23 protein-coding genes are annotated in these 24,905 nt (G+C 70.1%); 16 read left to right on the forward strand and 7 right to left on the reverse strand.

Annotation, left to right across the window (positions count from 1 at the left end; translation table 11 throughout):
* Positions 1-289: 289 nt before the first annotated feature.
* Positions 290-1,567 carry a sensor histidine kinase gene (locus OWR29_RS22695; protein WP_267565142.1) on the reverse strand — a complete coding sequence of 426 codons (1,278 nt, stop codon included), beginning with the start codon at positions 1,565-1,567 and terminating at the stop codon, positions 290-292.
* A gap of 144 nt (positions 1,568-1,711) precedes the next feature.
* Complete coding sequence (locus OWR29_RS22700; protein WP_267565143.1) at positions 1,712-2,101, reverse strand: hypothetical protein; 390 nt, start codon at positions 2,099-2,101, stop codon at positions 1,712-1,714.
* A gap of 121 nt (positions 2,102-2,222) precedes the next feature.
* On the opposite strand from OWR29_RS22700, the gene OWR29_RS22705 reads away from it, so the two are divergent.
* The 4 genes from OWR29_RS22705 to OWR29_RS22720 all read left to right on the forward strand — a co-directional run bounded on the left by OWR29_RS22705 (position 2,223) and on the right by OWR29_RS22720 (position 6,651).
* Entirely contained in the window at positions 2,223-3,101 is an 879-nt protein-coding gene (locus tag OWR29_RS22705; protein ID WP_267565144.1) for an alpha/beta hydrolase, read from the forward strand.
* Positions 3,098-3,931 carry a sigma-70 family RNA polymerase sigma factor gene (locus OWR29_RS22710; RefSeq protein WP_267565146.1) on the forward strand — a complete coding sequence of 278 codons (834 nt, stop codon included), beginning with the start codon at positions 3,098-3,100 and terminating at the stop codon, positions 3,929-3,931. Before OWR29_RS22705 ends, OWR29_RS22710 begins: the two co-directional genes overlap by 4 nt.
* Positions 3,932-3,949: 18 nt before the next feature.
* On the forward strand, positions 3,950-5,875 hold the full coding sequence (locus OWR29_RS22715; protein ID WP_267565147.1) for a Xaa-Pro dipeptidyl-peptidase: 1,926 nt from the start codon (positions 3,950-3,952) through the stop codon (positions 5,873-5,875).
* Positions 5,876-5,973: 98 nt separating this feature from the next.
* Positions 5,974-6,651 carry a YoaK family protein gene (locus tag OWR29_RS22720; protein ID WP_267565149.1) on the forward strand — a complete coding sequence of 226 codons (678 nt, stop codon included), beginning with the start codon at positions 5,974-5,976 and terminating at the stop codon, positions 6,649-6,651.
* Positions 6,652-6,723: 72 nt separating this feature from the next.
* On the opposite strand, the gene OWR29_RS22725 is transcribed toward OWR29_RS22720, so the two are convergent.
* Complete coding sequence (locus tag OWR29_RS22725; RefSeq protein ID WP_267565151.1) at positions 6,724-9,333, reverse strand: Hsp70 family protein; 2,610 nt, start codon at positions 9,331-9,333, stop codon at positions 6,724-6,726.
* Between the two features lie 336 nt (positions 9,334-9,669).
* Complete coding sequence (locus tag OWR29_RS22730; RefSeq protein ID WP_267565152.1) at positions 9,670-10,026, reverse strand: DUF6223 family protein; 357 nt, start codon at positions 10,024-10,026, stop codon at positions 9,670-9,672.
* A gap of 324 nt (positions 10,027-10,350) precedes the next feature.
* Between OWR29_RS22730 and OWR29_RS22735 the strand changes: the two genes are divergently transcribed.
* Positions 10,351-11,454 carry a sensor histidine kinase gene (locus OWR29_RS22735; RefSeq protein ID WP_267565153.1) on the forward strand — a complete coding sequence of 368 codons (1,104 nt, stop codon included), beginning with the start codon at positions 10,351-10,353 and terminating at the stop codon, positions 11,452-11,454.
* Positions 11,451-12,107, forward strand: coding sequence for a response regulator (locus OWR29_RS22740; RefSeq protein WP_267565154.1), 657 nt, complete (start codon positions 11,451-11,453; stop codon positions 12,105-12,107). Before OWR29_RS22735 ends, OWR29_RS22740 begins: the two co-directional genes overlap by 4 nt.
* Here the strand turns inward: OWR29_RS22740 and OWR29_RS22745 are convergent.
* Entirely contained in the window at positions 12,074-12,844 is a 771-nt protein-coding gene (locus OWR29_RS22745; RefSeq protein WP_267565155.1) for a class I SAM-dependent methyltransferase, read from the reverse strand. The genes OWR29_RS22740 and OWR29_RS22745 overlap by 34 nt on opposite strands.
* A 176-nt stretch (positions 12,845-13,020) precedes the next feature.
* On the opposite strand from OWR29_RS22745, the gene OWR29_RS22750 reads away from it, so the two are divergent.
* From OWR29_RS22750 to OWR29_RS22790, 9 genes are all read left to right on the forward strand, one after another.
* Positions 13,021-13,299 (forward strand): MSMEG_0570 family nitrogen starvation response protein, encoded by a 279-nt coding sequence (locus OWR29_RS22750; RefSeq protein WP_267565156.1) that lies wholly within the window; start codon positions 13,021-13,023, stop codon positions 13,297-13,299.
* Positions 13,296-14,594, forward strand: a complete 1,299-nt coding sequence (locus OWR29_RS22755) for an MSMEG_0569 family flavin-dependent oxidoreductase (RefSeq protein ID WP_267565157.1) — start codon at positions 13,296-13,298, stop codon at positions 14,592-14,594. Before OWR29_RS22750 ends, OWR29_RS22755 begins: the two co-directional genes overlap by 4 nt.
* 106 nt (positions 14,595-14,700) lie before the next feature.
* Positions 14,701-15,504, forward strand: coding sequence for an amidohydrolase family protein (locus tag OWR29_RS22760; RefSeq protein ID WP_267565159.1), 804 nt, complete (start codon positions 14,701-14,703; stop codon positions 15,502-15,504).
* A 12-nt stretch (positions 15,505-15,516) separates the two neighbouring features.
* Positions 15,517-16,029, forward strand: coding sequence for an MSMEG_0572/Sll0783 family nitrogen starvation response protein (locus tag OWR29_RS22765; protein WP_250029383.1), 513 nt, complete (start codon positions 15,517-15,519; stop codon positions 16,027-16,029).
* 27 nt (positions 16,030-16,056) lie between these two features.
* The gene (locus tag OWR29_RS22770) at positions 16,057-17,124 is read left to right on the forward strand and encodes an MSMEG_0568 family radical SAM protein (RefSeq protein ID WP_267565161.1); all 1,068 of its coding nucleotides are present in this window, start codon (positions 16,057-16,059) and stop codon (positions 17,122-17,124) included.
* A 19-nt stretch (positions 17,125-17,143) separates the two neighbouring features.
* Positions 17,144-18,505, forward strand: coding sequence for an MSMEG_0567/sll0787 family protein (locus OWR29_RS22775; RefSeq protein WP_267565164.1), 1,362 nt, complete (start codon positions 17,144-17,146; stop codon positions 18,503-18,505).
* A gap of 225 nt (positions 18,506-18,730) precedes the next feature.
* Positions 18,731-19,552, forward strand: coding sequence for a carbon-nitrogen hydrolase family protein (locus tag OWR29_RS22780; RefSeq protein WP_267565165.1), 822 nt, complete (start codon positions 18,731-18,733; stop codon positions 19,550-19,552).
* Positions 19,552-20,376 (forward strand): carbon-nitrogen hydrolase family protein, encoded by an 825-nt coding sequence (locus OWR29_RS22785; RefSeq protein WP_267565166.1) that lies wholly within the window; start codon positions 19,552-19,554, stop codon positions 20,374-20,376. Before OWR29_RS22780 ends, OWR29_RS22785 begins: the two co-directional genes overlap by 1 nt.
* Positions 20,373-21,413: an MSMEG_0565 family glycosyltransferase gene (locus OWR29_RS22790; protein ID WP_267565168.1), complete on the forward strand. Its 1,041-nt coding sequence runs from the start codon at positions 20,373-20,375 to the stop codon at positions 21,411-21,413. Before OWR29_RS22785 ends, OWR29_RS22790 begins: the two co-directional genes overlap by 4 nt.
* A gap of 731 nt (positions 21,414-22,144) precedes the next feature.
* Here OWR29_RS22790 and OWR29_RS22795 read toward each other — a convergent pair.
* Positions 22,145-22,852 carry an anti-sigma factor family protein gene (locus OWR29_RS22795; protein ID WP_267565169.1) on the reverse strand — a complete coding sequence of 236 codons (708 nt, stop codon included), beginning with the start codon at positions 22,850-22,852 and terminating at the stop codon, positions 22,145-22,147.
* Entirely contained in the window at positions 22,849-23,814 is a 966-nt protein-coding gene (locus tag OWR29_RS22800) for a DUF1996 domain-containing protein (RefSeq protein ID WP_267565170.1), read from the reverse strand. The genes OWR29_RS22795 and OWR29_RS22800 overlap by 4 nt, the downstream gene beginning before the upstream one ends.
* A 79-nt stretch (positions 23,815-23,893) precedes the next feature.
* Here OWR29_RS22800 and OWR29_RS22805 point away from each other — a divergent pair, with 79 nt between their 5' ends.
* The gene (locus OWR29_RS22805; RefSeq protein ID WP_267565172.1) at positions 23,894-24,901 is read left to right on the forward strand and encodes an NAD(P)-dependent alcohol dehydrogenase; all 1,008 of its coding nucleotides are present in this window, start codon (positions 23,894-23,896) and stop codon (positions 24,899-24,901) included.
* Positions 24,902-24,905: the final 4 nt, after the last annotated feature.

Below are 24,905 nucleotides of genomic sequence, written 5' to 3' on the forward strand. Positions count from 1 at the left end.
CCCCCCCCCCCGCCCCCCCCCCCCCCCCGACCCGCCCGCTCACCACACGGCCCCTGCCGACACCGCGACCCGCCCGCTGACCACACGGGCCCGCCCACACCACGACCCGCCACTCACCACATGGCCTCTGCCGACACCGCGACCCGCCTGCTCATCACGGGGCTTCCAGCCACGCGGCGATCCACCCATCAGCCGCCACCCCCGGCCAACGAGCTCCGCCGCATGACACCGCCGGACAGCCGCGCCAGCCGGACGAGGGTCATATCGTCCGCTGAAGGCATTCACGGGTTCACCGCGCCCTCTCGTCCGCCGCGGACATCGGCGACGGTCCAGCGGGCGACGGACAAGCGGACTCGGCCGGGAGTGTCGCCGCGACCACGAAAGTGCCGTCCGGAGTTGGGCCCGCGGTCAGGTCACCGCCGAGCAAAGCTGCGCGTTCGCGCATTCCGCGCAAGCCGTGCCCACCGTGGCCTGTGCTCGTGGCGCCGCCGTTCACGACTCGGATGGCCAGCTCAGCCGGGCGATAGGCGAGGGTGAGCCGCACCGGATTGCCAGGTGCGTGCCGCCGCGCGTTTGTGAGCGCTTCTTGCACGATGCGGTACGCGGTTGCTTCGACCACCTGCGGCAACGATCGCTCGCGTCCCTCCACGGCCACTTCGACCGGCTGGCTGTCGATCAGCTCGTCGAGCCGCCTGAGACTGCCGACCGACTCGGCCGTCCAGCTGCCGACCGTCTGGTCGGTCCGATCTCGGCTGCCGGGCGGCCCCGGCTCGAAAGGCTGACCGTCGACCGGCCTGCCGGGTCGAGCGGGACTGACGACGGGCTCGCTGTCGATCGGCTCGAGCTCGGCCAGGCGTTCGATCGGGCTCGATCGGAGCGCGCCGACCGTCCCGCGCAGCTCGCGGGCCGCGCCCCGGCCGGCTTCCTGGACGCGCCCGACCGCCGTACGGGCGGCTTCGGTGTTGCCGTCCTCGATGGCCTCGGCGGCGACGTCGGCGTGCAGGGTCACCACCGACATGGTGTGGGCGAGCACGTCGTGCAGGTCGCGGGCCAGCGCCAGCCGTTCGTGCTGCACCTGCCGCTCGGCCTCGCGCACCGCCCGCCCCGCGACCTCGGCGCGCCACAACCGCCGGGACCGCACGACCTCGCCGAACAGGATCGCGGCCGCCATCACCGACACGGTTGTGGGCAGCTCATAGCCGTACAAGTAACCAGGGTCTTCGCCCCCGAGCGACCGCGCCAGCGACGAGACGGCGACCAGCGACGCGCCCGACCCCACCGCCCACCACAGCCGGCCCGCCTCCGTGGCCGAGTAGAGCGCCGCCCCGACCGGCAACGCCAGGCCGATGGGCGGTAACCCCAACGCGTAGTAACCGAGCAATCCGGCGCCCGACGCCAGCAGCACAGCCACCGGCCACCGGCGTCGCACCAGCATCAACGCGCCGAACCCCAGCGCGAACAGGTACGCCACCGGCGGAGCGCCGCTGCCCCGCACGTCGACGGCGACCGCGATGCCGACCACCACGGCGGTGGTCCCTCCGAGCAGCAGATCCGTCCGTCGGCCCATGAAGCCAGCCTCCCACCGCAACGGGGCCACGAGCCGCCCGATCAACCCCGAGCGCGTCAACGGTTCAGCGATCGATCCAGTTCAACGATCAGCGAGCAGCACCGCTCAGCACCACCGGACGGCGATGACCATGACTTCGGCCTGTCAGCGGAGCGGCGCAACTTGCCGCTTGGTCACCCTCAGCACCAGCCACGCGATCACTCCGAGCACCGCACCCTGGACGGCGTTGAAGATCAGGATTCCGAAGTAGCCGGGCAGCGGGATCGTCTCGGCCGAGTCCAGGAACGGCTGCAGCGCCCAGTTGAGCAGGATCGCGGCAATCCCGTAGGCGACGCCGGCCGCAACCGTCGTCAGCACCGGCTTGGCCGGCTTGACGATCACCACGGCAGCGATCCAGACCAGCGACACGAGCGCGGTAAGCACCAGCGGGCCGACCGGCTTGGCCAGCGGGCCGCTGTCGTACGCGCCGACGATGCTCAGCACCGGCCGGGCCAGCCCCACCAGCCCGAGCAGCACGGCGAGTCGAAGATTCATGAGGTCGACGGTAGAAGTGCGCGCAGGTGAGCGAATCCGCTCGATGTTGACAGCTTCGGTCAACAAACGACGTTCTTGGAGTGCGCGATTCCTTTCGCCGGCCGTCGTGGTCTGTACGGGCATGACGACTGGATCAGATCTGAATCGGGTGCTCTGGCAGGAGCGGGCCGCAGGTGACGCGAGCCGCGCCTGGGAGTCGCTGACCACCGAGCCCGAGGGCTTGCGCGAGGAGATGAGCGAGGACGGACTTTGGCTGCGGCCGCCCGGCGCTGCGGACGACCGCGTCGTGCTGGCCATCCACGGCGGCGGGTTCGTCAGCGGGTCGATCGCCACCCACCGCCGGATGTTCGGCCATCTGGCGCTGGCCTCGGGGCTGGCGACCCTTGTCGTCGACTACGGCCTGGTTCCGGACTTCGTCTACCCGTCGCAGATCGAGCAGGTGAGCGCGATCTACCGGCGACTGACCGGGCGGCTTGTGGCGGGCCGGCGGCAGGCGGCAGGCCAGCAGCCGGCCGAGCAGCATGAGGTGGGCGGGCAGCAGGTGGCGGGCCGGCGGCCAACCGGGCGGCGGGTGGCGTTGGTCGGTGACTCGTGCGGCGGAACTCTGGCCCTCGAAGTGGCGCTGCGTGAAGACGTACCGGAAACGCTTGTTCTCTTCTCGCCCTGGGTCGACTTCGAGACGTCGGGCGCGAGCTACGAAACCGGGAGCGACCCGTTCTTCACGCCGGAATTGGTGCGCGGTTTGGCGAAGCAATATCTGGCCGGCGCCACACCGGGCGACCTGGATTTGGCTGCGCTGCCACCGACGTACGTGCAAGTTGGCGGTGAGGAGGCCTTGTTGGACGACGCCCGAATGCTGGCCGCGCGGTCGGCGGCGGTCGAACTGGACGTCTTTCCGGGGCAGTTGCATACCTTTCAGATGGCGGCCGGGAACTCGCCGGTCGCCGACGAGGCCATCCGGAAGGCGGGATCGTGGCTGCGCCGCACAATGGCGTCATGACCGAGCCCGGCTTCGAGGCGGCGACCGAGGACCTGCGGCGCGAATTGACCGCGCACTGCTACCGCATGCTGGGTTCGTGGGATGAGGCCGAGGACGCCGTCCAGGAGACGTATCTGCGCGCCTGGCGTGGCTGGGAGAAATTCGAACACCGTTCCTCCGTACGCACGTGGCTGTACCGGATCGCCACGAATGTCACATTGACCGCGTTGAAAGGCCGCTCCCCGGCGGTGAGCCCCGCTGTCGACGAGCCGGCCATTCAGCCGTACGCCGAAAATCGGGACGATCTGCGGCTGGCTCTCATCGCCGGGTTGCGAACGCTCACGCCCGGTCAACGGGCCGTCCTGCTGCTCCGCGACGTACTGGCGTTCCCCGCGACCGACGTGGGCCGGATGCTCGACCTGACGCCGGGCGCGGTGAAGAGTGCCCTGCAACGCGCCCGGGCCCGGCTCGGCGAGGCCGCCCACCGCCCCGACGACGTGGCCGAGCCGACCAGCCCGGCCGCCCGCCGCCAGCTCGACGCCTACATGACGGCCTTTCGCACGGCCGACATCACCGGATTGACCGCCATGCTGCGCCAGGACGCGCGCCTCGAAATGATTCCCGGGGACACGTTCGACGGTTTCGAGAAGTGCGTGCCGGTGTTCGCCGCGGCGGTCGGCGAACCCGGCGACTGGCAGATGGAACCGGTCGTCGCCAACGGTCAGCCGGCGGCCGTGGTCCATTTCCGGGGCGAGCCGATGGGCGTGGCCGTCCTCGACTGCCGCCTCGACGGCATCGCTGCCGTCACCGTTTTCAGCGATCCCGGATTGGTCGCTCACTTCCGGTCATAGATGTTTTACGATGCGTCGATGTCAGGGCTACGAATGCGCACGCTCGCCGTCGCCGTCGTCGCGGGGGTCGGGGCCACACTGACCATCGCCGTCGCGCCGGCCGAGGCCGCCGGCACACCGCACGTCCGGGCCGGGGAGACAGTTCCGGTCTATTCCTACGAGAACGCCGTACGGGAAAGCGTCTGGGTGCAGACCACTCTGGACAACGATGACGACGGCGTGCCCGACCGGGTCGCCGTCGACATCGTGCGGCCGCGCGAGGCCGCCGACAAACGCATCAAGGTGCCGGTCGTTCTCGAGGCGTCGCCGTACTACTCGTGCTGTGGGCGCGGGAACGAAAGCGAGCTCAAGCAGTACGACGCCAACGGCACGATCACCAAACAGCCACTGTTCTACGACAACTACTTCGTTCCCCGCGGGTACGCGTTCGTGGCGGCCGACCTGGCCGGGACCAACCGCTCGACCGGGTGCGAGGACGTCGGCGGGCGCGAGGAGGTGCTCAGCGCCAAGGCCGTGGTCGACTGGCTGAACGGCCGGGGTCGTGCAACGTACGCCGATGGAACGCCGGCTGTCGCCACCCGCTGGACCAATGGCAAGACGGGCATGATCGGCAAGTCGTGGGACGGCTCGGTGGCCAACGGAGTGGCCGCGACCGGCGTCGAAGGTCTCGAGACGATCGTGCCCATCTCGGCCATCTCGAGCTGGTACGACTACCAGCGCTACAACGGCGTGCTACGGGCTGAGGACTACCCCGAGTATCTGCACCAGGCGGTCAGCGGCCGGCCCGAGAGCGTGTGCGACGCGACGCTCAAGGAACTCGACGAGGGCAGCGACGACGCGACCGGCAACTACAACGCCTACTGGGCCGAGCGCGACTACCGGCCGGATGCACGAAAAGTGCACGCTAGTGTCCTCATCGCTCATGGGTTGAACGATACGAACGTCACCACCGCGCAATTCGCTCAATGGTGGAACAGGCTGCGCGTTCCCAAGAAGATGTGGCTCGCCCAGCAGGGACACGTCGACCCGTTCGACATCCGCCGCGCGCAGTGGGTGGACACTTTGCACCGGTGGTTCGATCGTTACCTGCAAGGTCTGCGCAACGGCATCGACCGTGAGCCGGCGGTGTCGATCGAGACGGCGCCGGGCACGTGGGTGAACGAGCGCACGTGGCCCGCCTCCGCTGCGCGATCGGTCAAGGTCGCGCTGGGTGACGGTGATGGGACGACGGGCACTCTGGGTGGCCGGTCGGGCAGCGGTTCCCGTACGTGGACCGACGCGCCCGATCTGAGCGAGGCCACCGCGGTCGCCGCTCCCAACACCGCGGTTCCCGGTCGGGTGGCGTTCCTGTCGGCCCCGCTCTCCCAGCCCGTACGGATCTCGGGCACCCCGTCGGTCAAGCTGCGCGTGCAGGTGGACAAGCCGACGACCGAGCTCACCGCCCGGCTCGTTGACTACGGCACTGCGACGCGGGTCAACTACGTGGCCGCCGGCGAGGGCATCACGACGCTGACCACGGAGTCGTGCTGGGGCGCCTCGACCGCGGCCGACGACGCCTGTTACCGCGACACCGTCGAGAACGTCATCACCAGCGACCACGCCATCCTCACCCGCGGCTGGCAGGACGCGGCGCACCGGGTCTCGCTGCGGTTCGTGACGCCGCTGCAGCCCGGCCGCTGGTACGACGTGACCGTGCCGATGCAGGCGACCGACCAGCGCCTGGCGGCCGGTCACGTGCTCGGGCTCATCCTGCAGGCCAGCGACAACGAGTACTCGACGCCGCAGTCGACGGGGGCGACGATCAAGCTCGACCTGCGCGGTAGCTCGCTGACGCTTCCGCTGGTCGGCCGGCTGCCCGCGCCAGGCGCGACCGCCCCGACCGTACCGGCCGCGCCCGCCGCCACCAGGCTGGCGCCGCAGAAGTTCCAGCCCCTGCTCCCCTGAGGTCCGTTCCCGTCACGGTGGCTTCGGGCCACCGTGACGGGCGGAACAGTGTGGCGGCCGCCGTTGCCCGGCGAGGGCGGCGGCGACAGGATCGTGCAATGAGCGAGGCTGTCACGTCCGCCCCGGCCACACCGGTCGCGCAGGCCCGTCCGGCCGTCGCCGTCGTGCTGTCGTTCGCCGCGGGCGCGACCGACGCGTTCGCGTTCCTGCAGCTCGGCGGCATCTTCACGGCCAACATGACCGGCAACCTGATCCTGGTCGGGCTGTTCCAGCGGCCCGGCTACACGACGACGCTGATCGGGGCGACGGTGGCGGTGATCGTGTTCGCGCTGGTGGCCTATCTGGGCTTCCGGCTCACGCTGTCCCGGGTCGGCCCGTCCCGCGGCGCGCGCCTGTTGCTCATCACAGCGACGGTCGTCCAGGTGGCCGTCCTGGCCGGCTACGCCTTGACTGATCGCCCGCTCGAACGCGCATTGTTGTGCGTTTTCATCGCGCTGTCATCCGTGGCCATGGCCTGCCAGACGGTGATCGGCCGCACGATCGAGGCCCGCTCCGGCGTCACGACGACGTTCGTCACCGGCACTTTGACCAGCCTCATGCAGAACCTGGCCAACGGCAAACGCGATTTCCGTACGGTACGGACTCTGTCGATCGTGGCTTTGGTTGGCGGCGCCCTGTCCGGCGCGCTGGCCGTCGCGACCGATCCCTTGCTAGGCGCGGCGCTGCCCCTGGTGCCTTCACTCGTCGCGCTGGCCCTGCTCGCCACCCGCCGCTGAACCCCACGACATCAGCACACCGGCCGCCCAAGTTCGTCGCTCATCGCCGCGCGCTGCCGACCTAGACGACGTTCAGCGTCTCGAGCGAGCGCTGGAACGTGAGCGGCTGGCAGCCCGCGAGCGGCTCGGCACCCCGCTTTCGCCTGCGGCGCCCTGCGCTCCCCCGGCTTTCGCGCGAACCTCCGCCTTCGAGCGGCCCGATCCCGCGATGAGCAGCACGATGCCGACGAACGCGGCCGCCACCCCCGGCACGAACCAGGTGACGCCGGAGAGCTCGGCCACCACGAGGACGGGGAACCAGACGAGACCGGCGAGCAGAAGCCCCAGCCCGGCCACCATCAGCTTGTTCTCCTCCGGGCCGGTGTCAGCCTCCTCCGAGGCAACTGCGGCCTCGCGAGCGATGCGCGGCATCGTCCCGGTGAAGGCACGGAACGAGCCGGACGCCTCCATACCCACCGACGCCTCGGCCGGCCGCGGCCCGCCACCGTTGCCGGTCCGAACCACACCGGAAGCCTGAGCTTGCCCATCTCCTTCGACAGGGCTCGTGCTGAAAACTCCCGAGTTGCCCGACCGGAAAACGCCGGAATCGCTCACATCGCCGGAACGCTCAGCCTGCCGACCGTTCACGACCGCACCGGACTGGAACTCGCCCGTCGACCCGGCCCGGCCATTGCCGGCAACCGGGTTCGTTCGGAACGCACCGGAGCCGCCCGAGCGGAAGACGCCCGACTCGCTCAAGTCTCCCGAAGGCTCAGCCTGCCGACGGCCACCGGCGGCGCCAGGCCCGAACACGCCTGATTCGCTCAGGTCTCCCGAAGGCTCAGCCCGTCGACGCCCGCCAGGGGCATCCGTCCGATAGACGCCGGAATCGCTCAGATCGCGAGCACGGAACACACCCGACTCGCTCAAGTCACCCGGAGGTTCAGCCCGACGACGCCCGCCAGGGGCATCCGTCCGATAGACGCCGGAATCACTCAGATCGCGAGCACGGAACACGCCCGACTCGCTCACATCACCCGGGGGTTCAGCCCGCCGACGCCCGCCAGGGGCATCCGTCCGGTAGACGCCGGAATCGCTCAGATCGCGAGCACGGAACACGCCCGACTCGCTCACATCACCCGGCTCGGCGCCGTGACGGCCGCCCCCGGCACCGGGTCGGAAGACACCGGAGTCGCTCAGATTGCCGGAACTCTCAGCGCGTCGACGTCCGCCGGCACTACCGGGTCCAAACACGCCGGGATCGGCCGACCGCAAACCGCCGGCATCGCTCACAACGCCGGAACGCTCAGCAGCAAACTGACGCCCGGTTGCAGAGCCGGCCTCGAAAACGCCAGAGTCGCTCAGTTCTCGACCAGGGAAAACGCCAGAGTCGCTCAATCCGTGAGCCGGGAAAACGCCGGACTCGCTCAACCCAGGCGTCGATTCGGCCTGGCGTTGCCCACCGGCGATCGACCAGTCGTCGGCCGGTTCGACTCGGCGACGCCGGCCCGGAGCGGACGGCACGCCGAACTGACCGCTGTCCTCGCCGTCGGGACGGCCGTGGCGTCCCGGTTCGGACACGCTGTGCCGACCGCTTGCGCTCGCGTCCGGCTCGATCTGCGGCAGGGGCGCGCTGTGGCGCCCGGCCCAGTCGGCGTTCCGGTCGTGGGCATTGGGTTGCCGCGGCACCCGCCACTCCGAGTCCGCCGGCTCGTGCTCCCGCCGATCTGTGATCGGCAAGAGCCAGGTGGCACAGCCCTCGGCCACCACCAGCTCCGGCTCCGGCACAGCGGGAACAGTGGCGTACGGTCCGGCCGCGGCCGCCATGAGCTGGCCGAGCACTGGTACGCGGCTGGTCCCGCCGACGAGGAGCACGGTCACCGGCTCCTTCCAGTCGGCCAGCATCCCCGCCACCGCCCGCACCACGGGCTCGAACACCCGGGTGGCCACCGCCTCGAACTGCACCCGCGGCACAGTCACGCCCAGCTCGGCCAGCGGCACGAACAGGGCGGCGCTCTCCTGCCGGGACAACGCCTCCTTGGCCGCGACGATCTCGAGCATCAGCTTGCTGCTCGCGTTCTCGTCGTCCGGCGTGTCGGCCCGGTCCAGCCTTTCCCAAGCCGGCAGACCGCCCGAGGCGGCCACCCACGACCGGACGAGCTCCGTGAGCCCCGCGTCCAGCGCCTCACCCGCGGCGTCCGGAATGCTTTCGGCCGCCACCGGCTCGTACCCCACCGCCGTACGACGGAGAAGCGTGACATCCGCCGCCACCGCGCCCACATCGACGACCAGCACCGACGCCGTCTGCCCGAGCCGGCCCGCCGCCGCCTGCGGCTCCGGGACGACCTGGACGCGGCCCAGCCCCGCGACCGCCGCCGCCGAAGCCAGCGCCTCCCGCTCGCCGGCACTCCAGCCGAGCGGGCAGCTCACGACCGTTTCCACCGCCCCGCCGAGGCGCTGCAGCTCAGCCGCGATCGCCGCGAAGACAACCGGAAGCCTCTCCGGCCCCGGCCCGGCCGAAGGAAGCAGCCGCGACCCGCCGAACAGCAGCGGCCGCAGACCCCGGCCCGGCTCCGCCAGAACGACCACCGTGTTGCTGCTTCCGACACTGATGCCCAGACGCATGGCGCCCGGCGTCGCCCGCTCCTCCCCAGTCATTGGGGTGCAGTCTCGACCGCCGAGGCCCCGGGCAGCATCCCCCATCCAGGTGCGCTCCGCCGCCGCACCGGCATCAAAGCGCAGAAAACACCCAGTATGCGACCAAGATCACGCCTCCCTGACGCCGCTCCGGCTCCGTTTTTGCCGCCTGTGCCCCCGACCGATCAACCCCGAAGGCCATGCCGCCGTCCCATCCGTCACAGCCCAACGGCGACCAGCAGGATCGAGAAGGGCGCGATCCGCGAACCAACCACGTCCGTACGATCGGATCGTGGGTGTACGTGATGGCCACACCGAAGCAGACGCCTTCGGACAATTCGTGGTCTGTTCGAGCACCCAGATGCCTGGGACGTCCGAGGCCCGCAATCACGGTGGCCGGGCTTAACGAGGCGCTTGGGTCTCCGAGTGCCGCTCAGCCGGGGCTTCCCGCCGGGAGCGGATGAGAGCCAAGGCGCCCAGGCCCGTGCCGATCAAGCCGAAGGCCAACGCGGCCCAGGCACCGACCACGCCGTTACCCGTGCCGGGGCCGCCGTCGGCCACCGCGAGCACGAAGGCGCCCCCGAGCAAGCCGACCACGCCTGTGATCACCGCGGCCATCGGTCGACCGCGGCCGGCACGGCGAGCGACGGCCTGCCCACCGAGGACGACACCGGTCAGGGCGACCAGCGCGGCCGTGGTCGCCAGCAGGCGGCCTCCGGTCAAGTCATGGTTGGCCGCGAGCAGTTGCCAGTCGGTCATCGTTGTCCCCTCTCTGCGCGACCTTGCGCGCTCTCTGCGCGACACCGCACGCTCTCCGCGTGACGCCGCACGCTCCTGCGTGACATCGCACCTTTTCTGCGTGACACCGCACGCATCTGCGCGACACCGCACGCCTTCCGCATGACGCCGCACGCTTCTGCGCGACGTTGCACGATCGTGGCGGTTGTGGGCCCTCGCGCGCATCGAGCAGATGTGGACAGTTCGCGCTGCCGCGCGCGCATGATGCGACTACTACCGACGTGGTAGCGCGACTGCTTCGTTCGCACGAATCGCTGAGAGGCGTTGTGCGGTTATGGTGCCCGCATGAGCGCGACGCGCAGCGACCTGCGGGATGCGGCGGTCGCCGTCGGGGTGGCGGCGATCCTGCTCTTCGACGGGCTGTCGGGACCGCAGCGACCGGCCACCGGATACGCGTTGCTGGTGATCGGCGGCCTGGCATTGGCCGTGCGCGGCCGCTACCCGGTGGCCGTGCTCGTCGTCTGTGGATTGTGCGCTGTGGGCTATCGGGCGGCGGGTTTCGAGGTGTTCGCGGTCGCCTATCTGGTGGCGGTCTACTCGGCCGTACGGGCTGGACATCGCCTCACCACCGTGGTCATCAGCCTCGTGGTGCTGGTCGGGCTGCCCGGAGCGGCGCTGCTGTCCGGAGCCGAGGGCGCCGGCGCGGCAGTGAACCAGGCCCGGGGTGTGCTCGAGTTCGCCTGGCTGATCGCGGCCGGCGCGGCTGGAGAAGCTTTGCGGCAGGCCGAGCGGTGGGCGGATGAGGCCGAACGTACGCGGGAAGAGATCGCTCTTCGTCGAGCGGGCGAGGAGCGGCTGCATCTCGCGCGAGAGTTGCACGATTCGCTCACCCATCAGATCTCGGTCATCAAAGTGCACGCCGAGGCCGTCGTGCACCTGGCTCAGCGGCGTGGCGAGCAGGTGCCCGAGGCGTTGGTGGCGATCCGCGACGCCGGCCGCGAGGCATCACGCGAGCTGCGGGCGACCCTGGAGGCGTTGCGCGACGACGACAGCGCGCCGCCGCGCGGGCTTGCCCACGTTCCGGACCTCGTGCGTCAGGCGCAAACGGTCGGGCTGGAGGCCACGCTCACGGTCGAAGGCAGGCGGCTTGATCTGCCGGCCGCCGTCGACCGCACCGCGTACAGGATCGTGCAGGAATCGCTCACAAACGTCACTAGGCACGCAGCCGCGGCCACAGCGTCGGTTCGCATCGGCTACCAACCGGATGCGGTGTCCATCCGCGTCGACGACGACGGCCGGGCCGAACCCGGTCTGACGCCGGTGCCGGGCATCGGGCTGCTGGGGATGCGGGAACGAGTGACCGCGCTCGGCGGCCGGCTGCGGGCCGAGGCTCGCGATGAGGGTGGGTTCACCGTCCACGCCGTGCTCCCGGTGGAACGTACGCCATGATCCGGGTCCTGCTCGTCGACGATCAGCCGCTGATCCGCAGCGGGTTCCGTGCTCTGCTCGACGCCGAACCGGACGTCAGCGTCGTGGCCGAGGCCGGCAACGGCGAGGAGGGCCTGGCACTGGCCCGCCGGCACCGGCCCGACATCGCGCTGGTGGACATCCGGATGCCGGTCGTCGACGGCATCGAGACAACCCGGCGCATCGCCGCCGACGAAACGCTCACCGATGTGCATGTGGTGATCCTGACCAACTACGGCCTGGACGAGTACGTGTTCCGGGCGCTACGCGCGGGCGCGGCCGGTTTCCTCGTCAAGGACGTCGAACCGGAAGACTTTCTGCACGCGGTGCACGTGGCCGCGCGCGGCGACGCTTTGCTGGCGCCTTCGATCACGCGGCGGCTGATCGACCGGTACGTCGCCGAACCACCCAGCGTGCCTGGGCCGGCAGTGAGCGAACTGACCAACCGTGAGCGAGAGGCTGTCGCCTTGGCCGCCCGCGGCCTGTCCAACGACGAGATCGCCGCCCGGATGGTGATCAGCCCGGTGACCGCCAAGACCCACCTCAACCGGGCCATGACCAAGGTGCACGCCCGCGACCGGGCCCAGCTCGTGATCTTCGCCTACGAGTCCGGCCTGGTCGCGCCGCGCCGGTGAGTGCGCAGGACGCACGTCAGCATCGGCAAGGCGAACTCACCGTCCGCGGTCTCGGGGCGGCTCGCGAGGTAGGCGCGGATCCGGTCGAGCGTGGCGTTTCGTTCCTGATCCGGCATCACCAGCACGCCGGCCCGGGTCGCCAGTGTCGCTACCAGTGAGCCGGCGGAGCGACGTTGAGCATGCGGAAACGCTGCCTGTTCCGGTGAGCCGAACGGAAGTCGCATCGCGGCCGCCACGACCCGCCAGGCCGCCGGGGTGTCACGGGGACCGATCACTGCGCTTCCCGCGATCCGGGCCAGCTCCGCTACCCAGTCGACGCTGTCGTCGAGGACGTTCCAGAGGCCGGCCAGAACGCCATCGGGGGTCAGCACTCGAGTGATCTCGGGCCCGGCCACGTCCATGTCGAACCAGTGCAAGGCGTTGCCGGCCAGCACTGCGTCGACGGACGCCGCGGGCAGCGGGATCGCCTCGGCATTGCCCGGTAATGAGCGAACGCTCAACTGCGCGTTACGCAATTCGCTCAGCATCGCTCGATCGGGTTCGACCGCGGTCACTTGGGCGCCGAGGGCAACCAGCGTGGCGGAGAGCTTGCCCGTTCCGGCGCCGAGGTCGAGCACCCGCGGGCCCGACGCGTGTTCGAGCGCCCATCGCACTGCGGCCGGCGCATAGTCGGGGCGATGTTCGGCGTACGCGGAAGCGGCCGCGCCGAATGCAGAAGCGTGCGCGAGGTGTTCCATCCGATCACCGTAACGGCCGCAGCACGCTCGAAACGGCGTCGTCATCCGGGGCCGAAGTGAGCTGTTTCTAACGGCGGATTGTTCCGGTGGAAACTCCACGGAAACGCGCGATTCCTTGACTGTGAGCCATCACCAGCCGCTCTACCTGGGCGGACGGGCCGGTGGAGGGGTTCGCGATGCCGGAACGCTATGTGTTGGTGCGCTGGCCGGACGGCGATGCGCAAAGGATCTACTCGCCCTCGACGGTGGTCGAGGACTTCTTCTCCGCCGGGCAGCGGATGGCGGTCGGCGACTTCGTCGCGACCAGCCGGATTGCTCTTACGCAAGCGAGTGAGCGGGTGCGTCAGGCGTACGGATTCCCGTGCGGCAACGCGGCCCGGAGTCTCGCCTCGGTGGAGGCCAAAGCCGCCGCCCAGCCCGCCGGTGACGTCCTGGTCGAAGGGATCGAGTCGTGAGCGACGGACACGTCGGCGTCGCCGTGATCGGTGGCGGACAGGCCGGCCTCTCCATGAGCTGGCACCTGCGGCAGAGCGGCACCGATCACGTGGTGTTCGAACGTGATCGCGTCGGACATGAGTGGCGCGATCGCCGGTGGGACTCGTTCTGCCTGGTCACGCCGAATTGGCAGTGCCGGCTGCCGGGCTACATCTACAGCGGGGACGACCCGGACGGCTTCATGGCCGGCTCCGAAGTGGTCACTTTCCTCGAGAAGTACGCGGCCAGCTTCGATCCGCCGTTGCGCGAAGGTGTCCAAGTGAGCAGGTTGCGCCGCTCGGCGAACACCTTCGAACTGCTCACGAGCGACGGGCGGGTGACGGCCGATCAGGTGGTGATCGCGACCGGCGGCTATCACCGGCCGGCCATGCCCCGGCTGGCCGAGAAGTTTCCGCGCGGCATCGTGCAAGTGCACTCGTCGCAGTACCGGAACGCCGAGCAGCTGCCCGACGGCGACGTGCTGGTGGTGGGCACCGGCCAGTCCGGCTGTCAGATCGCCGAGGACCTGCACCTGGCCGGCCGGCGCGTTCACCTGGCCGTCGGCAGCGCACCCCGGGCCGCCCGGCGGTACCGCGGGCGGGACACGCTCGCCTGGCTCGAGGAGATGGGCCACTACGACAAGAACGTGCACGAGTTCGGCGACGCCGACGAGGTGCGGCTGCGCGCGAACCACTACATGACCGGGCGCGGCGGCGGGCGCGACATCGATCTGCGCCTGTTCGCCACGCAAGGGATGCAGCTTTATGGCCGTTTGCTGAGCGTCGACGACACCAACGTGCAGTTCGGTGACGACCTCGCGCGCAACTTGGACAACGCCGACGCGGTGGCCGAGGGAATCAAGAACGCGATTGACGCGTACGTGGAACGGGCGGGCCTCGACGCTCCGGAGGAGGCGCGGTACGAGCCGGTGTGGACGCCCGGCGTGCCGATGCCGAGTCTCGACTTGAGCGCGCTGGGCACCGTCGTCTGGGCAACCGGGTTCCACCGCGACCACCGTTGGATAGAGGTGCCGGTCTTCGACGGCCGTGGCTATCCGACACACGATCGCGGCGTCACGAGCTGCCCTGGCCTCTACTTCCTGGGTCTGCCGTGGCAGCACACGTGGGGCTCGGGCCGGTTCGCCGGCGTGGCTCGCGATGCCGAGCACCTGGCCGGCCAGATCGCCCGCGCCCGCCGCCGGCAGGTGACCGACGGCGTCAGCTGGCTCGCCGGCACACCGACCGAGACCTACCCCGACCTGGAGTGGGCGGCATGACCAACTGCACCAGAGGTCGCTGCGTCAGGAAGGCGTGCCCCACGAGGTCAAGCATGACCGCCTGCACCGGAGCATGGCCAGGCGGGCATGCGCCAGGAGGCACAGCATGACCAACGACGCCCACCGCCATCTCGGGGTTCTTCCGGCCTACCCGTTCTACGGCGGGCCGCCGGTCAAACCCGATGTGACCGCCCGCGCCACCATCGACGAGCTGATCAGCGATCTCGACCGCGAGAAGACTGAGCGCGCGTTGATTCTGCCCAACTACGGCGTACCCGATCCGGACGTGGCCTTCGGCTTCAACGACCTGGTCATCGAGGCCGCGCAGAAAGACGACCGGATCCGGTGCGGCCTGTGGGTATCCGCTTTGGAGCGCGACCGCGAACGGACGGCGCGCGCCCTGAAGAAGGCGGGCGAGCCCGGCGTACGGGCGTTGAAGATCAGTTTTCTGCTGGGCGGCAGCATCGACGACCCCGGGCTCGAACCGATCTTCGCGGCCGCTCGCGAGCACGACTTGGTCGTCCATGTGCACACTTCGCCCGGCGCGGCGTCGGATATCGACAAGGTCGGACAACTTGTCGAGCGCCACGGCGACGAAGTGAAAATCCATCTTGTTCATTTCGGCGGCGGGATGAGCGGCCACATCAAGCTGATCGGCGGCCGCTTCTTCGACTGGATCGCCGCCGGCAAGCAGGTCTACACCGACCTGTCGTGGGCGATCGGCTTCGCCCCGCGCTGGCTCGCGCAAGAGATCGACCATCGCGGCCTCGGCGCCGACCGGATCTTGTTCGCCAGCGACGAGCCGTGGGGCGACCACGCCGGTGAGCTGGCCCGCCTCAAAGCAGCGGCCGCCGGGCGGGAGCTCAGTGACGCCGTCTTCAAGACCAATTTCGACAAGCTGTACGCCTAGAAGGAGCACACCATGACCGACCTCACCGACCTCGAGCAGAAGAGCCTCAACGAGATCCCCCACCCGGCCCTGTCCGAGGGTTCCAGCATCTACGGCGGCACCAAGGTCTTCCCCGACTACAAGGCCGAGGAGGGACAGAGCTACTTCACGCTCGTGCACGGCATCGCGCACGAATCGTCGGTCAGCTTCGTCGCCGTCCTGCAGGCGACGCGCGCACTACGCAAGGGTTTCGAGGCGGCCATCTACTTCTACGGGCCGGGCTCGCTGAACTGCCTGGCCACCCGCGGCTTCCCGACCACCGGCACCTCGGCGTTCCCGGGCGAGCACAACATCAACAACTCGCTCAAGACGTTCATGGCCGAGGGCGGCAAGGTCTACTGCTGCCGGTTCGGGCTGTCGCTGCACGGCGCCCGCGAGGAGGACCTGATCGAGGGCGTCATCCCCACGCATCCGCTGGACGTTCAGGACGCATTGATCCACTACGCGCGCAAGGGCGCGATCATCAACTCGACCTACCAGCTCTGACCCGTCCAACCACCCCACCCACCACCCATGACCAGACTAAAGCGTTCTCTTGACGTCCGATCGGACCTGGCCGTGCGCGGCGTTCGGGTGGCCACACCTGTACGCCGGCCGGCCGGGGCCGGTCCCAGCGACGACGGTCACCTCGTGATCGACGGGGGCAATGCCGCCCTTCCGATCAACCCGCAAAGCCCTTATGAGGTGCGGGACAACAAGCTCTGGCTGGGCGAGTCCGACACTGGATTGTCGTTGTCCGTCGTACACCGACCGAAGTTCTACGACCTGACGACCGCCGACGGCATTCCGTACGAACAGATTGCGCGTTTGCACGGCAAGGACGTCCTGGCGACAACAGTTGTCCAAACGTGCATCCGGTACGCCGAGGACCAGCGCTGCCGGTTCTGCACGATCGAGGAGTCGCTTCGCGCCGGCGCGACGGTGGCCGCCAAGACCCCGGCCCAGCTGGTCGAAGTCGCCGAAGCGGCCGTACGCCTCGACGGTGTCCGCCAGATGGTCATGACGACCGGCACCACGACCGGCCCGGACCGCGGCGCGCGAAACCTGGTCCGCTCGGTGCGCGCCGTCCTGGAGGCGGTGCCGGGCCTGCCGATCCAGGTGCAGATCGAGCCGCCGGGTGACCTCGCGGTCATCAGGGACCTACGCGACGCGGGCGCAGTGTCGATCGGTATCCATGCCGAGGCGCTCGACGACGACATCCGCCTGAAGTGGATGCCCGGCAAGGGCTCGGTGCCGATGGCCGAGTACGAGGCGGCCTGGGACTACGCGGTCGAGGTGTTCGGGCGCAACCAGGTGTCGACGTACCTGCTGATCGGCCTCGGCGAGGACCCGGACGACCTCGTCGAGGGATGTCGCAAGCTGATCGACCGCGGCGTCTACCCGTTCGTCGTCCCGTTCCGCCCCATGGCCGGGACCCTGGCCCGCCGGGACGGCATATCCGGGCCGGCGCCCTCACTGGTACGAGATGTCTCGTCCCGGGTGGCCGCGCTGCTGCGGGAGGCCGGGATGCTCGGCAGCGACCAGGCGGCCGGCTGCGCCGCGTGCGGCGCCTGCGGCGTGCTCCAGGCGGCCGGCGGATGACCGGAGGAGGTTGCGCGACATGACTGATCTGGTGCCTGCACTGCTCGGATCGCCGCGTTTTCTGATCGAACCTGCACGAACGCTCACCGACTATCACCGGTTGCGCAGGCGTGTGTTCGTCGGCGAACAAGAACTGTTCGCGGTGAGCGATCTGGACGATCGGGATGACGATCCGCGCACGATCGTGCTCGAGGCGCGCGATTCGAGCGGAGCACTGCTCGGAGGTGTCCGGTTGGGGCCGGCTTCCGACGGGCCGGACATCGGGTGGTGGCAGGGCGGCCGTTTGGTCGTCGATCCGGCGGTGCGGGGTGCGCAGCGGATCGGGCCGGCACTTGTCCGGGCCGCCTGTGCGGCTGCGGAACAGGTGGGAGCGCTGCGGTTCGACGCGACCGTGCAGAGCCGGTTCCGGCGGATGTTCGAGCGGCTCGGCTGGGAGCCGGTGCGTCCGGTGACCGTTGCGGGGCGGCCGCACCACCTGATGCGGTGGCCCATCGGGCGGATCGCCGCGCTGGCCGGGGCGACGAAGAATCCGCTGGGTGCGCTGTTGGACGGGCTTCATCTCGGCGGGTCGGGATTCGTAGGAGACGACGGAGCGCCGGTACCAGGATCGGACCTGATCGCGGCGTGCGACGCGATCCTGCCGTCGATGGTGGAGCGCGACCCGGACTGGGCGGGCTGGTGCTCGGTGCTGGTCAACGTGAACGACCTGGCGGCGATGGGCGCGGCGCCGGTCGGGCTGCTCAACGCGGTCGGCGCCCGCGACGCCGCACATGCCGCCCGGATCATCGGCGGGGTGAGGCGGGCGGCTGACGCGTACGGAATTCCGGTTCTGGGCGGTCACACGCAGCTCGGAGTGCCGGCCGCACTGTCGGCGACGGCGCTCGGCAGGACCTCGAACCCGGTGCCGGGCGGAGGAGGCCGGCCTGGTCAGCGGGTCCGGCTCACGGTTGACGTCGGCGGCGACTGGCGGCCGGGCTACCACGGGCGGCAATGGGACTCGACCAGCCGCCGCACCGGCGAGGAACTGCGCCAGATGCAGGCGTACGCGGGAATCGCGCAACCCGACGCGGCGAAGGACGTGTCGATGGCCGGCATCGCCGGGACGCTCGGCATGCTGGCCGAGGCCAGCAGCTGCGGCGCCGTCGTGGACGTGGCGGCCGTACCTCGCCCGGCCGGCACCACCATGGGCGACTGGCTGACCTGTTTCCCAGGCTTCGCGATGCTCACGACCGGCGATCATCGCCCAGCGCCGACCGGCCCGGCCGTCGCAGCAGACTGCGGCGAACTGACAACCGGCGAGGGCGTCCGCCTGCGCTGGCCCGACGGCGAACTGACCACCGCCCTGCCCGGCCGCGTCACCGGAATGGGCCCCGCGAAATGAGCGAACGCGCATCCAACGAACAGCCTCGGACAACCGCCGGCACGGCGGCGGATGTCGCAATGAGCGAGCGCGCGCGAATGGAAGCGGAGAGATGAGCGAACGCGCATCAAGTGAACAACCCGCGGACAACGTTCGGCGCTGCGGCGGGGGTCGGGATGTAAGTGGACGCGCGCCAGCGAGCAGAAGCCATGTCATCAACGGGTACTGAAGCGTAGGAGGCAGAGCGTGATCAAGGTGGCTGCGGTCGCGGAGGCGTTCGACCGCGATCTCGAGGATGACTTTGGCCGCGTGGAGAAGTTGGTGGGGGCGGCGCGGGCGGACGGTGTGCGGCTGTTGGCGCTGCCTGAGGCCTGCTTGGGTGGCTATCTGGCCGATCTGAACGGGCAAGCGGAGCTGCCGCCGGCGTTGCGGGTGGACGGGCCGGAAATCGCGCGACTCATCGAGATCGCGGGCGACATGGTGGTGTGTGCCGGTTACTGCGAAGACGCGGGGGACGGCGTCCGCTACAACAGCGTGGTCTGTGTGGGTGACGGGCGGGTGCTCGGCAATCACCGGAAGGTGCACCAGCCGTTGCGCGAGGATGCCAGTTACGCGTCGGGGGAATCGTTCGCCGCGTTCGACACGCCGGTGGGCCGGGTCGGGCTGATGATCTGCTACGACAAGGCGTTTCCGGAGTCGGCGCGCTCCCTCGCCCTGGACGGCGCCGAGATCATCGTGTGCGTGTCGGCCTGGCCCGGCAGTCGCACCAACGCTCCGGCCGACCTGGCCGACGACCGGTGGACGCGGCGGTTCGACCTGTTCGACCGGGCTCGAGCGCTCGAGAACCAGGTCGTGTGGATCTCGGCCAATCAGGCGGGCACCTTCGGGTCGCTACGGTTCGTGTGCAGCGCGAAGATCGTGGATCCGGGCGGTGATGTGCTGGCCACTACTGGCTGTGCTCCTGGCATGGCCGTCGCGACCGTCGACGTCGCCGGATCGCTCACCGATGCCCGCCGCTACATGGGACATCTGCGCGACCGTCGCCCGGCCGCCTACGCCACGGCCTGATGGCAGTCACCCGGATCGCGGCCGCCGCGGCCCACTTCGGGCGGGACCTGGACCACGACCTCGGCCGGATCGAGAAGCTGATCGGTGACGCCCGCGAGGCCGGTGTCGCCCTGCTGGTGCTGCCCGATGCCGCGCTCGGCGGCTACCTGGCCGACCTGCGGCACCCTGACCCGGCCGCGTTCCCGCCCGCGCTCGATCCGGACGACCCCATGTTCAAGCACATCGCCGCGGCCGCTCGCGACATGGTCGTCTGCGTCGGTTTCTGCGAGGGCGACGGGGACGATCGCTACAACGCCGCGGTCTGCCTGAGCGGCGACGGTGTGCTCGGACGGCACCGGAAAGTGCACCTGCCGGCGGCGGAAGGCATCGTCTATCGCGCCGGCGACCGGTTCGGCGCCTTCGACACGCCGGTGGGCCGGATCGGCATGCTGATCGACTACGACAAGACGTTTCCCGAGTCAGCCCGCACCCTTGCGCGCGACGGCGCCGAGATCGTGGCCTGCCTGTCCGCGTGGCCGGCCAGCATCACCAACGCCGCGCCGAAGATGTCCCAGGACCGCCAATCCCGGCTGTTCGATCTGTACGACTGTGCGCGCGCCGCCGAGAACCAGATCGTCGTGGTGTCGTCGAACCAGACCGGCGCGGCGGGCGGCATGCGCTTCCTGGGCCAGGCCAAGGTGGTCGGTCCGGCCGGCAACGTCCTCGCCCGCACGTGGGCGAAGGCGGGCCTGGCGGTTGCCGAGTTGGACGTTTCGCTCGAGATCGCGCATGCGCGGCGCGTCCTCAGTCATCTGGCCGAACTGCGCCCGGGGGCCTACCGGTGAAGATTGCCCTGCTCACGTACTCGACCCGTCCGCGCGGCGGTGTCGTGCACACACTGGAATTGGCCGAAGCGCTCATAAAGCTGCATCACGAAGTGAGCGTTTGGACACTAGGGCGCGGCGGCGGCTTCTTCCGGCCGGTTGATCCACGAGTCCGCCTGGAAGTTGTTCCCTTCCCCGACCGGCCGGGCGAGTCGGTCGGTGAGCGCATCGTGCGGTCGATCGCGCTGTTGCGCGAAGCGTTCACTCCTGACGCGTACGACGTAGTGCACGCACAAGACTGCATAAGCGCAAACGCCGTCGACCGATGTGTGCGCACCGTGCACCACCTCGACCAATTCACCACGCCCGAGCTGGTCGCCTGCCACGAACGCGCAATCGTTCGTCCGTACGCGCACATTTGTGTTTCGTCGGCCGTCGCCGGCGAGCTGGCGGCCGGGTGGGGCCTGAACGCCACCGTGATCCCCAACGGCGTCGACTACGAGCGGTTCGCCTCGGCGGAACCGCTCAAGACCGAGCATCCGTATCTGTTGTCCGTCGGCGGCATCGAGCCCCGCAAGGGTTCGCTCGACCTGCTCGACGCGTACGCCGAGATGCACACCGACTTGCGTTTGGTGATCGCCGGCGGCGAGACCTTGTTCGACTACCGCGACTACCGCGCACGGTGGGACGCCCGGGCCGCCTCGCTCGACGTCGCGCCGACCGTGCTCGGTCCCGTGGATCATGACGCCCTGCCGTCGCTGGTCGCCGGTGCGGCCGCCTTCGCCTTCCCCTCCACCAAAGAGGGCTTCGGCCTGGCCGCCATGGAGGCGCTGGCCGCCGGCGTCCCGGTCGTCGTCCGCGACCTGCCGGTCCTACGCGAGGTCTTCGGCGACGCCGTCGGCTACGGCCACGACCCGTCGTCGCTGGCCGCCGCTCTCACCCAGGCCGTGAACCGGCCGAACGAGAATCGCCGCGCCGCCGGACGCGCCCTCGCCGCCGCCCACACCTGGGAGATCGCCGCCCGCCGCCACATCGACTTCTATTCGACGCTGCAGTGAACCGCGCACCCCGGAGACGCCGAGGCCAGCGCCTGCCAGCCGAACTGACCAGCGAGGATCGGCAGCCGCCCGGACGGCAGGCTTGCGGTGCTAGTCGATCGAGGCCGACCTGGGTTCGTCGTTGCGCATGTGACAGGCGCCGGTGTACAGCCGCAACAAACCTCCGCGCCCAGGTCGGCTCAGGCGGCGTGCATCCACAACGACCTCGGCCCCCGGGTCAGCTCAGCCGGAGTGCAGCCGCAACGCCTCCGCGCCCAGGTCGGCTCAAGCGGCATGCAGCCGAAACCCCCTCCACGCCGGTCAGCCCGGACAGCGTGCAGCCGAATCGACTGCCGCGCCGGGTCAACAACGAGCCAGACGCCGCAGTGCGGGCCGCCATCGCCACCACCCTGGCCCGGCGGGGACGCTCAGGTGGCGTACGGCCGCAACGACCTCCACGCCGGTCGACTGGCGCGGCATCCAGCCGCAACGACCTCTGCACCGGTCAGCCCAGAGAGCCCGCAGCCGCAACGACTCCCACGCCGGTCAGCCCGGACAGCGTGCAACTTGAACGACTCCGGCGCCGGTCAGGCCGGACAGCGTGCAGCCGGAACGATCTGCGCACCGGTCGACTCGCGCGACGTGCAGCCAAACGGTCTCCGCGCCGGTCAGCTCGGGCGGCGTGCACCCGGAACAGCCTGGCGGAACGGGCTCCTAAGCTGGTGCGACAACGGCGGGCTGCCGATACAGGCCTAGATGTCGACGCTGGCGAACTGTTTGCCTGCGGTGTTGACCACGCGGACTGAGCGGACGTCGGCCGGCGCCACCAGTGCGCTTCCGTTCAGGTTCGTGCCGCCTGCTTCGCCGGCTGGGGAGACCAGCCAGCTGCCGGCCTGGGCCACGTAGCCGTCCTTGGCGACAACCTCCAGCACGCACCGCTCGCCGGCTGGGATGCCGGACACGGCGGCGTTCACGCGCACCCAGCCGGCCGCGGGCGCCACCGCCACAGTGATGCGGGCGCCGGTGGTGGCGTCGACCGCCGTGGCCGTGCGCGTGCCGGGAACGGTGGTCGCCGGGGTGGTGGCCGCCGTCGTGGGCTGCGCCAGCGGGGTCTCGGGCGTGGTGGTGCGGCCGGCCAGGATGCCGCCGCCGATGGCCACCGCCACGAGCAGGGCCGCGGCTGAGGAAACCAACGCCGTACGGCGCCGGTTTCGATTGGTCGACTCGGTGCGCACCTGGCGCAGGGTGCGTTGCAGCAGCAGGTCGCCGCCGTCGGGTGGGCCCTCGAGCAGCATGGGCTCGGGCACCGCCTCCAGCGCGGCGCTCCACTCGCGCAGGGAGTCGACTTCCGTGCGGCATTCGGCGCAGGTCGCGAGATGCTCGTCGACCTGGCGCCTTTCCTCCGGCGTCAGCGTGTCGAAGAGGTAGCCGGCGATGTCGGCGTGCTCGGCCGGCGTCACGGCGCGGACCTCCGCACCGTCGTGTCGTCGCATTTCTGGCCGCGGTTGAGGCAGCTCACGACGCGGGCCATGGTCGCCTCGGGCATGAGGTTGACCAGGAAGCCGTGGTCGGTGGCGGGGTCGTGGTCCTGGTCGTCGAAGGCGTCGATCTGGTACCGGGTGCCATGGGGGATGGCGTACGCCATGGTGATCTGCAGCCGTGGGACGGCGAACGTGCCGACCGGGCACCCGCCGCCGGCGACCGGGAAGACCACGTGCTGGCGGTGGTTCTTGCTGTCGATCTGGCGGCCGTCCCAGCAGCTGGGGAAGTCGAAGATCCGCACCACGGCGGCGCCGTCGTCGCAGAGCGGGTACTTCATGGTCTGCCTCTCCGGAGTGTTCGAGCAGGTCCAGCGGCTGCGGGCGAGCGCCCCGCCGTTGGTGTGAGCGTAGGCGTCACCGACGGCCGCGCGCAGCAGTCGCGGCATCGGCAGCACCGGCCCGAGCGGGTTGCCGTAGTAGGTCATCGTCAGCGAGACCGGCACCTGCACCGGCCCGCCGTGCCCATTGTCGCTCGCCCCGGCAAGCCGCAGCACCGCCCAGTAGTAGGTGGAGGCGTCTCCGTTGGAACAAGTCGTCGGTTTTCCGGCCAGATCGGCGATGGTCGAGTCGGTCTGGACGCCCAGGTTGCCGATGTAGTCGTGCAGGTGGTGGACCGGCCCCGGCTTGCCCGGCGTGACCACGATGTTGGCCGTGTTGCGATGGCCCCGCTCGTTGCGGCCGCAGTTCCAGCTGTACGAGCCGGTGGAGGCGCCCGCGACCGGCCGGACCGCAGCCGGCACGTCCTGCGCCTCGTCCATGGTCGTGTAGTACGGCCCCCACGAACCGCGCACCAAGTGGACCGTGACCCCGGCGACCAGCACGAGCACGGCCAGCAGCGCTTCGAGGGCGAGCACCCGCCGCCCGGCCGAAGCCATCGACATGTCTCGACGATACCGAGCCCCGGCCTTCCCCGGTGCACCCAACTCTGATTGAGTACTCAATCAAAGACGAGGAGGCGCCATGAAGGTGCGAGCATTCGCGGCCCACGAGGCCGGGGCCGTCCTGCAACCCTTCCAGTACGAGGCGGGGCCACTGGGCCGTCTCGAGGTCGACGTGCGCGTCACGCACTGCGGGGTGTGCCACTCCGACCTCGGCCTGATCGACGACGAGTTCGGGCAGGCGAGATACCCCGTGGTGGCCGGGCACGAGGCGGTCGGCGTGGTCGAGGCCGTCGGCGCGGACGTCGACCCGGCCGATCTTCCGGTCGGCACGCGCGTGGGCGTCGGAGCGATCGCCGGCTCGTGCTTCCGGTGCGAGTGGTGCCTGCGCGGGCAGCACCAGTTCTGTCCGGAACGCGACGATACGGTGCTGCGTGGAAGCCGGGGCGGATTCGCCGAGTACGTACGCGCGAGCGACTGGCGGCACGTGTACCCCATCCCGGACGCGATCGGTTCGGCCGAGGCGGCGCCGATGCTGTGCGCCGGCACGACCGTGTTCGCTCAACTCGTACGCCATAAGCTCTCCCCCACCGACCGGGTGGCCGTGGTCGGGGTGGGCGGCCTCGGGCACCTGGCCCTCCAGTTCGCCGCCGCCTGGGGCTGCCACGTCACCGCGATCTCGTCCTCACGCGCAAAGGAGGACGACGCCAGCCGCTTCGGCGCCGCCGAGGTCATCGTGGGCGGCGCCTTCGACGGTCACGAGCAGGAGTTCGACTTCATTCTGTCCACGGTGTCGGCCGACCTGCCCTGGGACGAGTACCTGGGTCTGCTGAAACCGGCCGGCGTCCTCTCGGTGGTCGGCGTGCCTCCCGGGAAGATCGAGGTCGGCGCGATGGCGTTGCTGCCGCAGGCCAAGACGCTGGTCGGGGGCGTTCCCGGCTCGGTCGACGACACTCGCATGATGCTGGCCTTCGCCGCCCGCCACGGCGTGCGTCCGGTGGTCGAGACGTTCGCCATGGCCGAGTCGGCGGCCGCGCTGGACCGCGTACGCAAGGGCAGCGCCCGCTACCGCGTCGTCCTCGGGATGTGAGGCG

This window comes from Paractinoplanes pyxinae (genome assembly GCF_026626335.1).
Lineage (GTDB): Bacteria > Actinomycetota > Actinomycetes > Mycobacteriales > Micromonosporaceae > Actinoplanes > Actinoplanes pyxinae.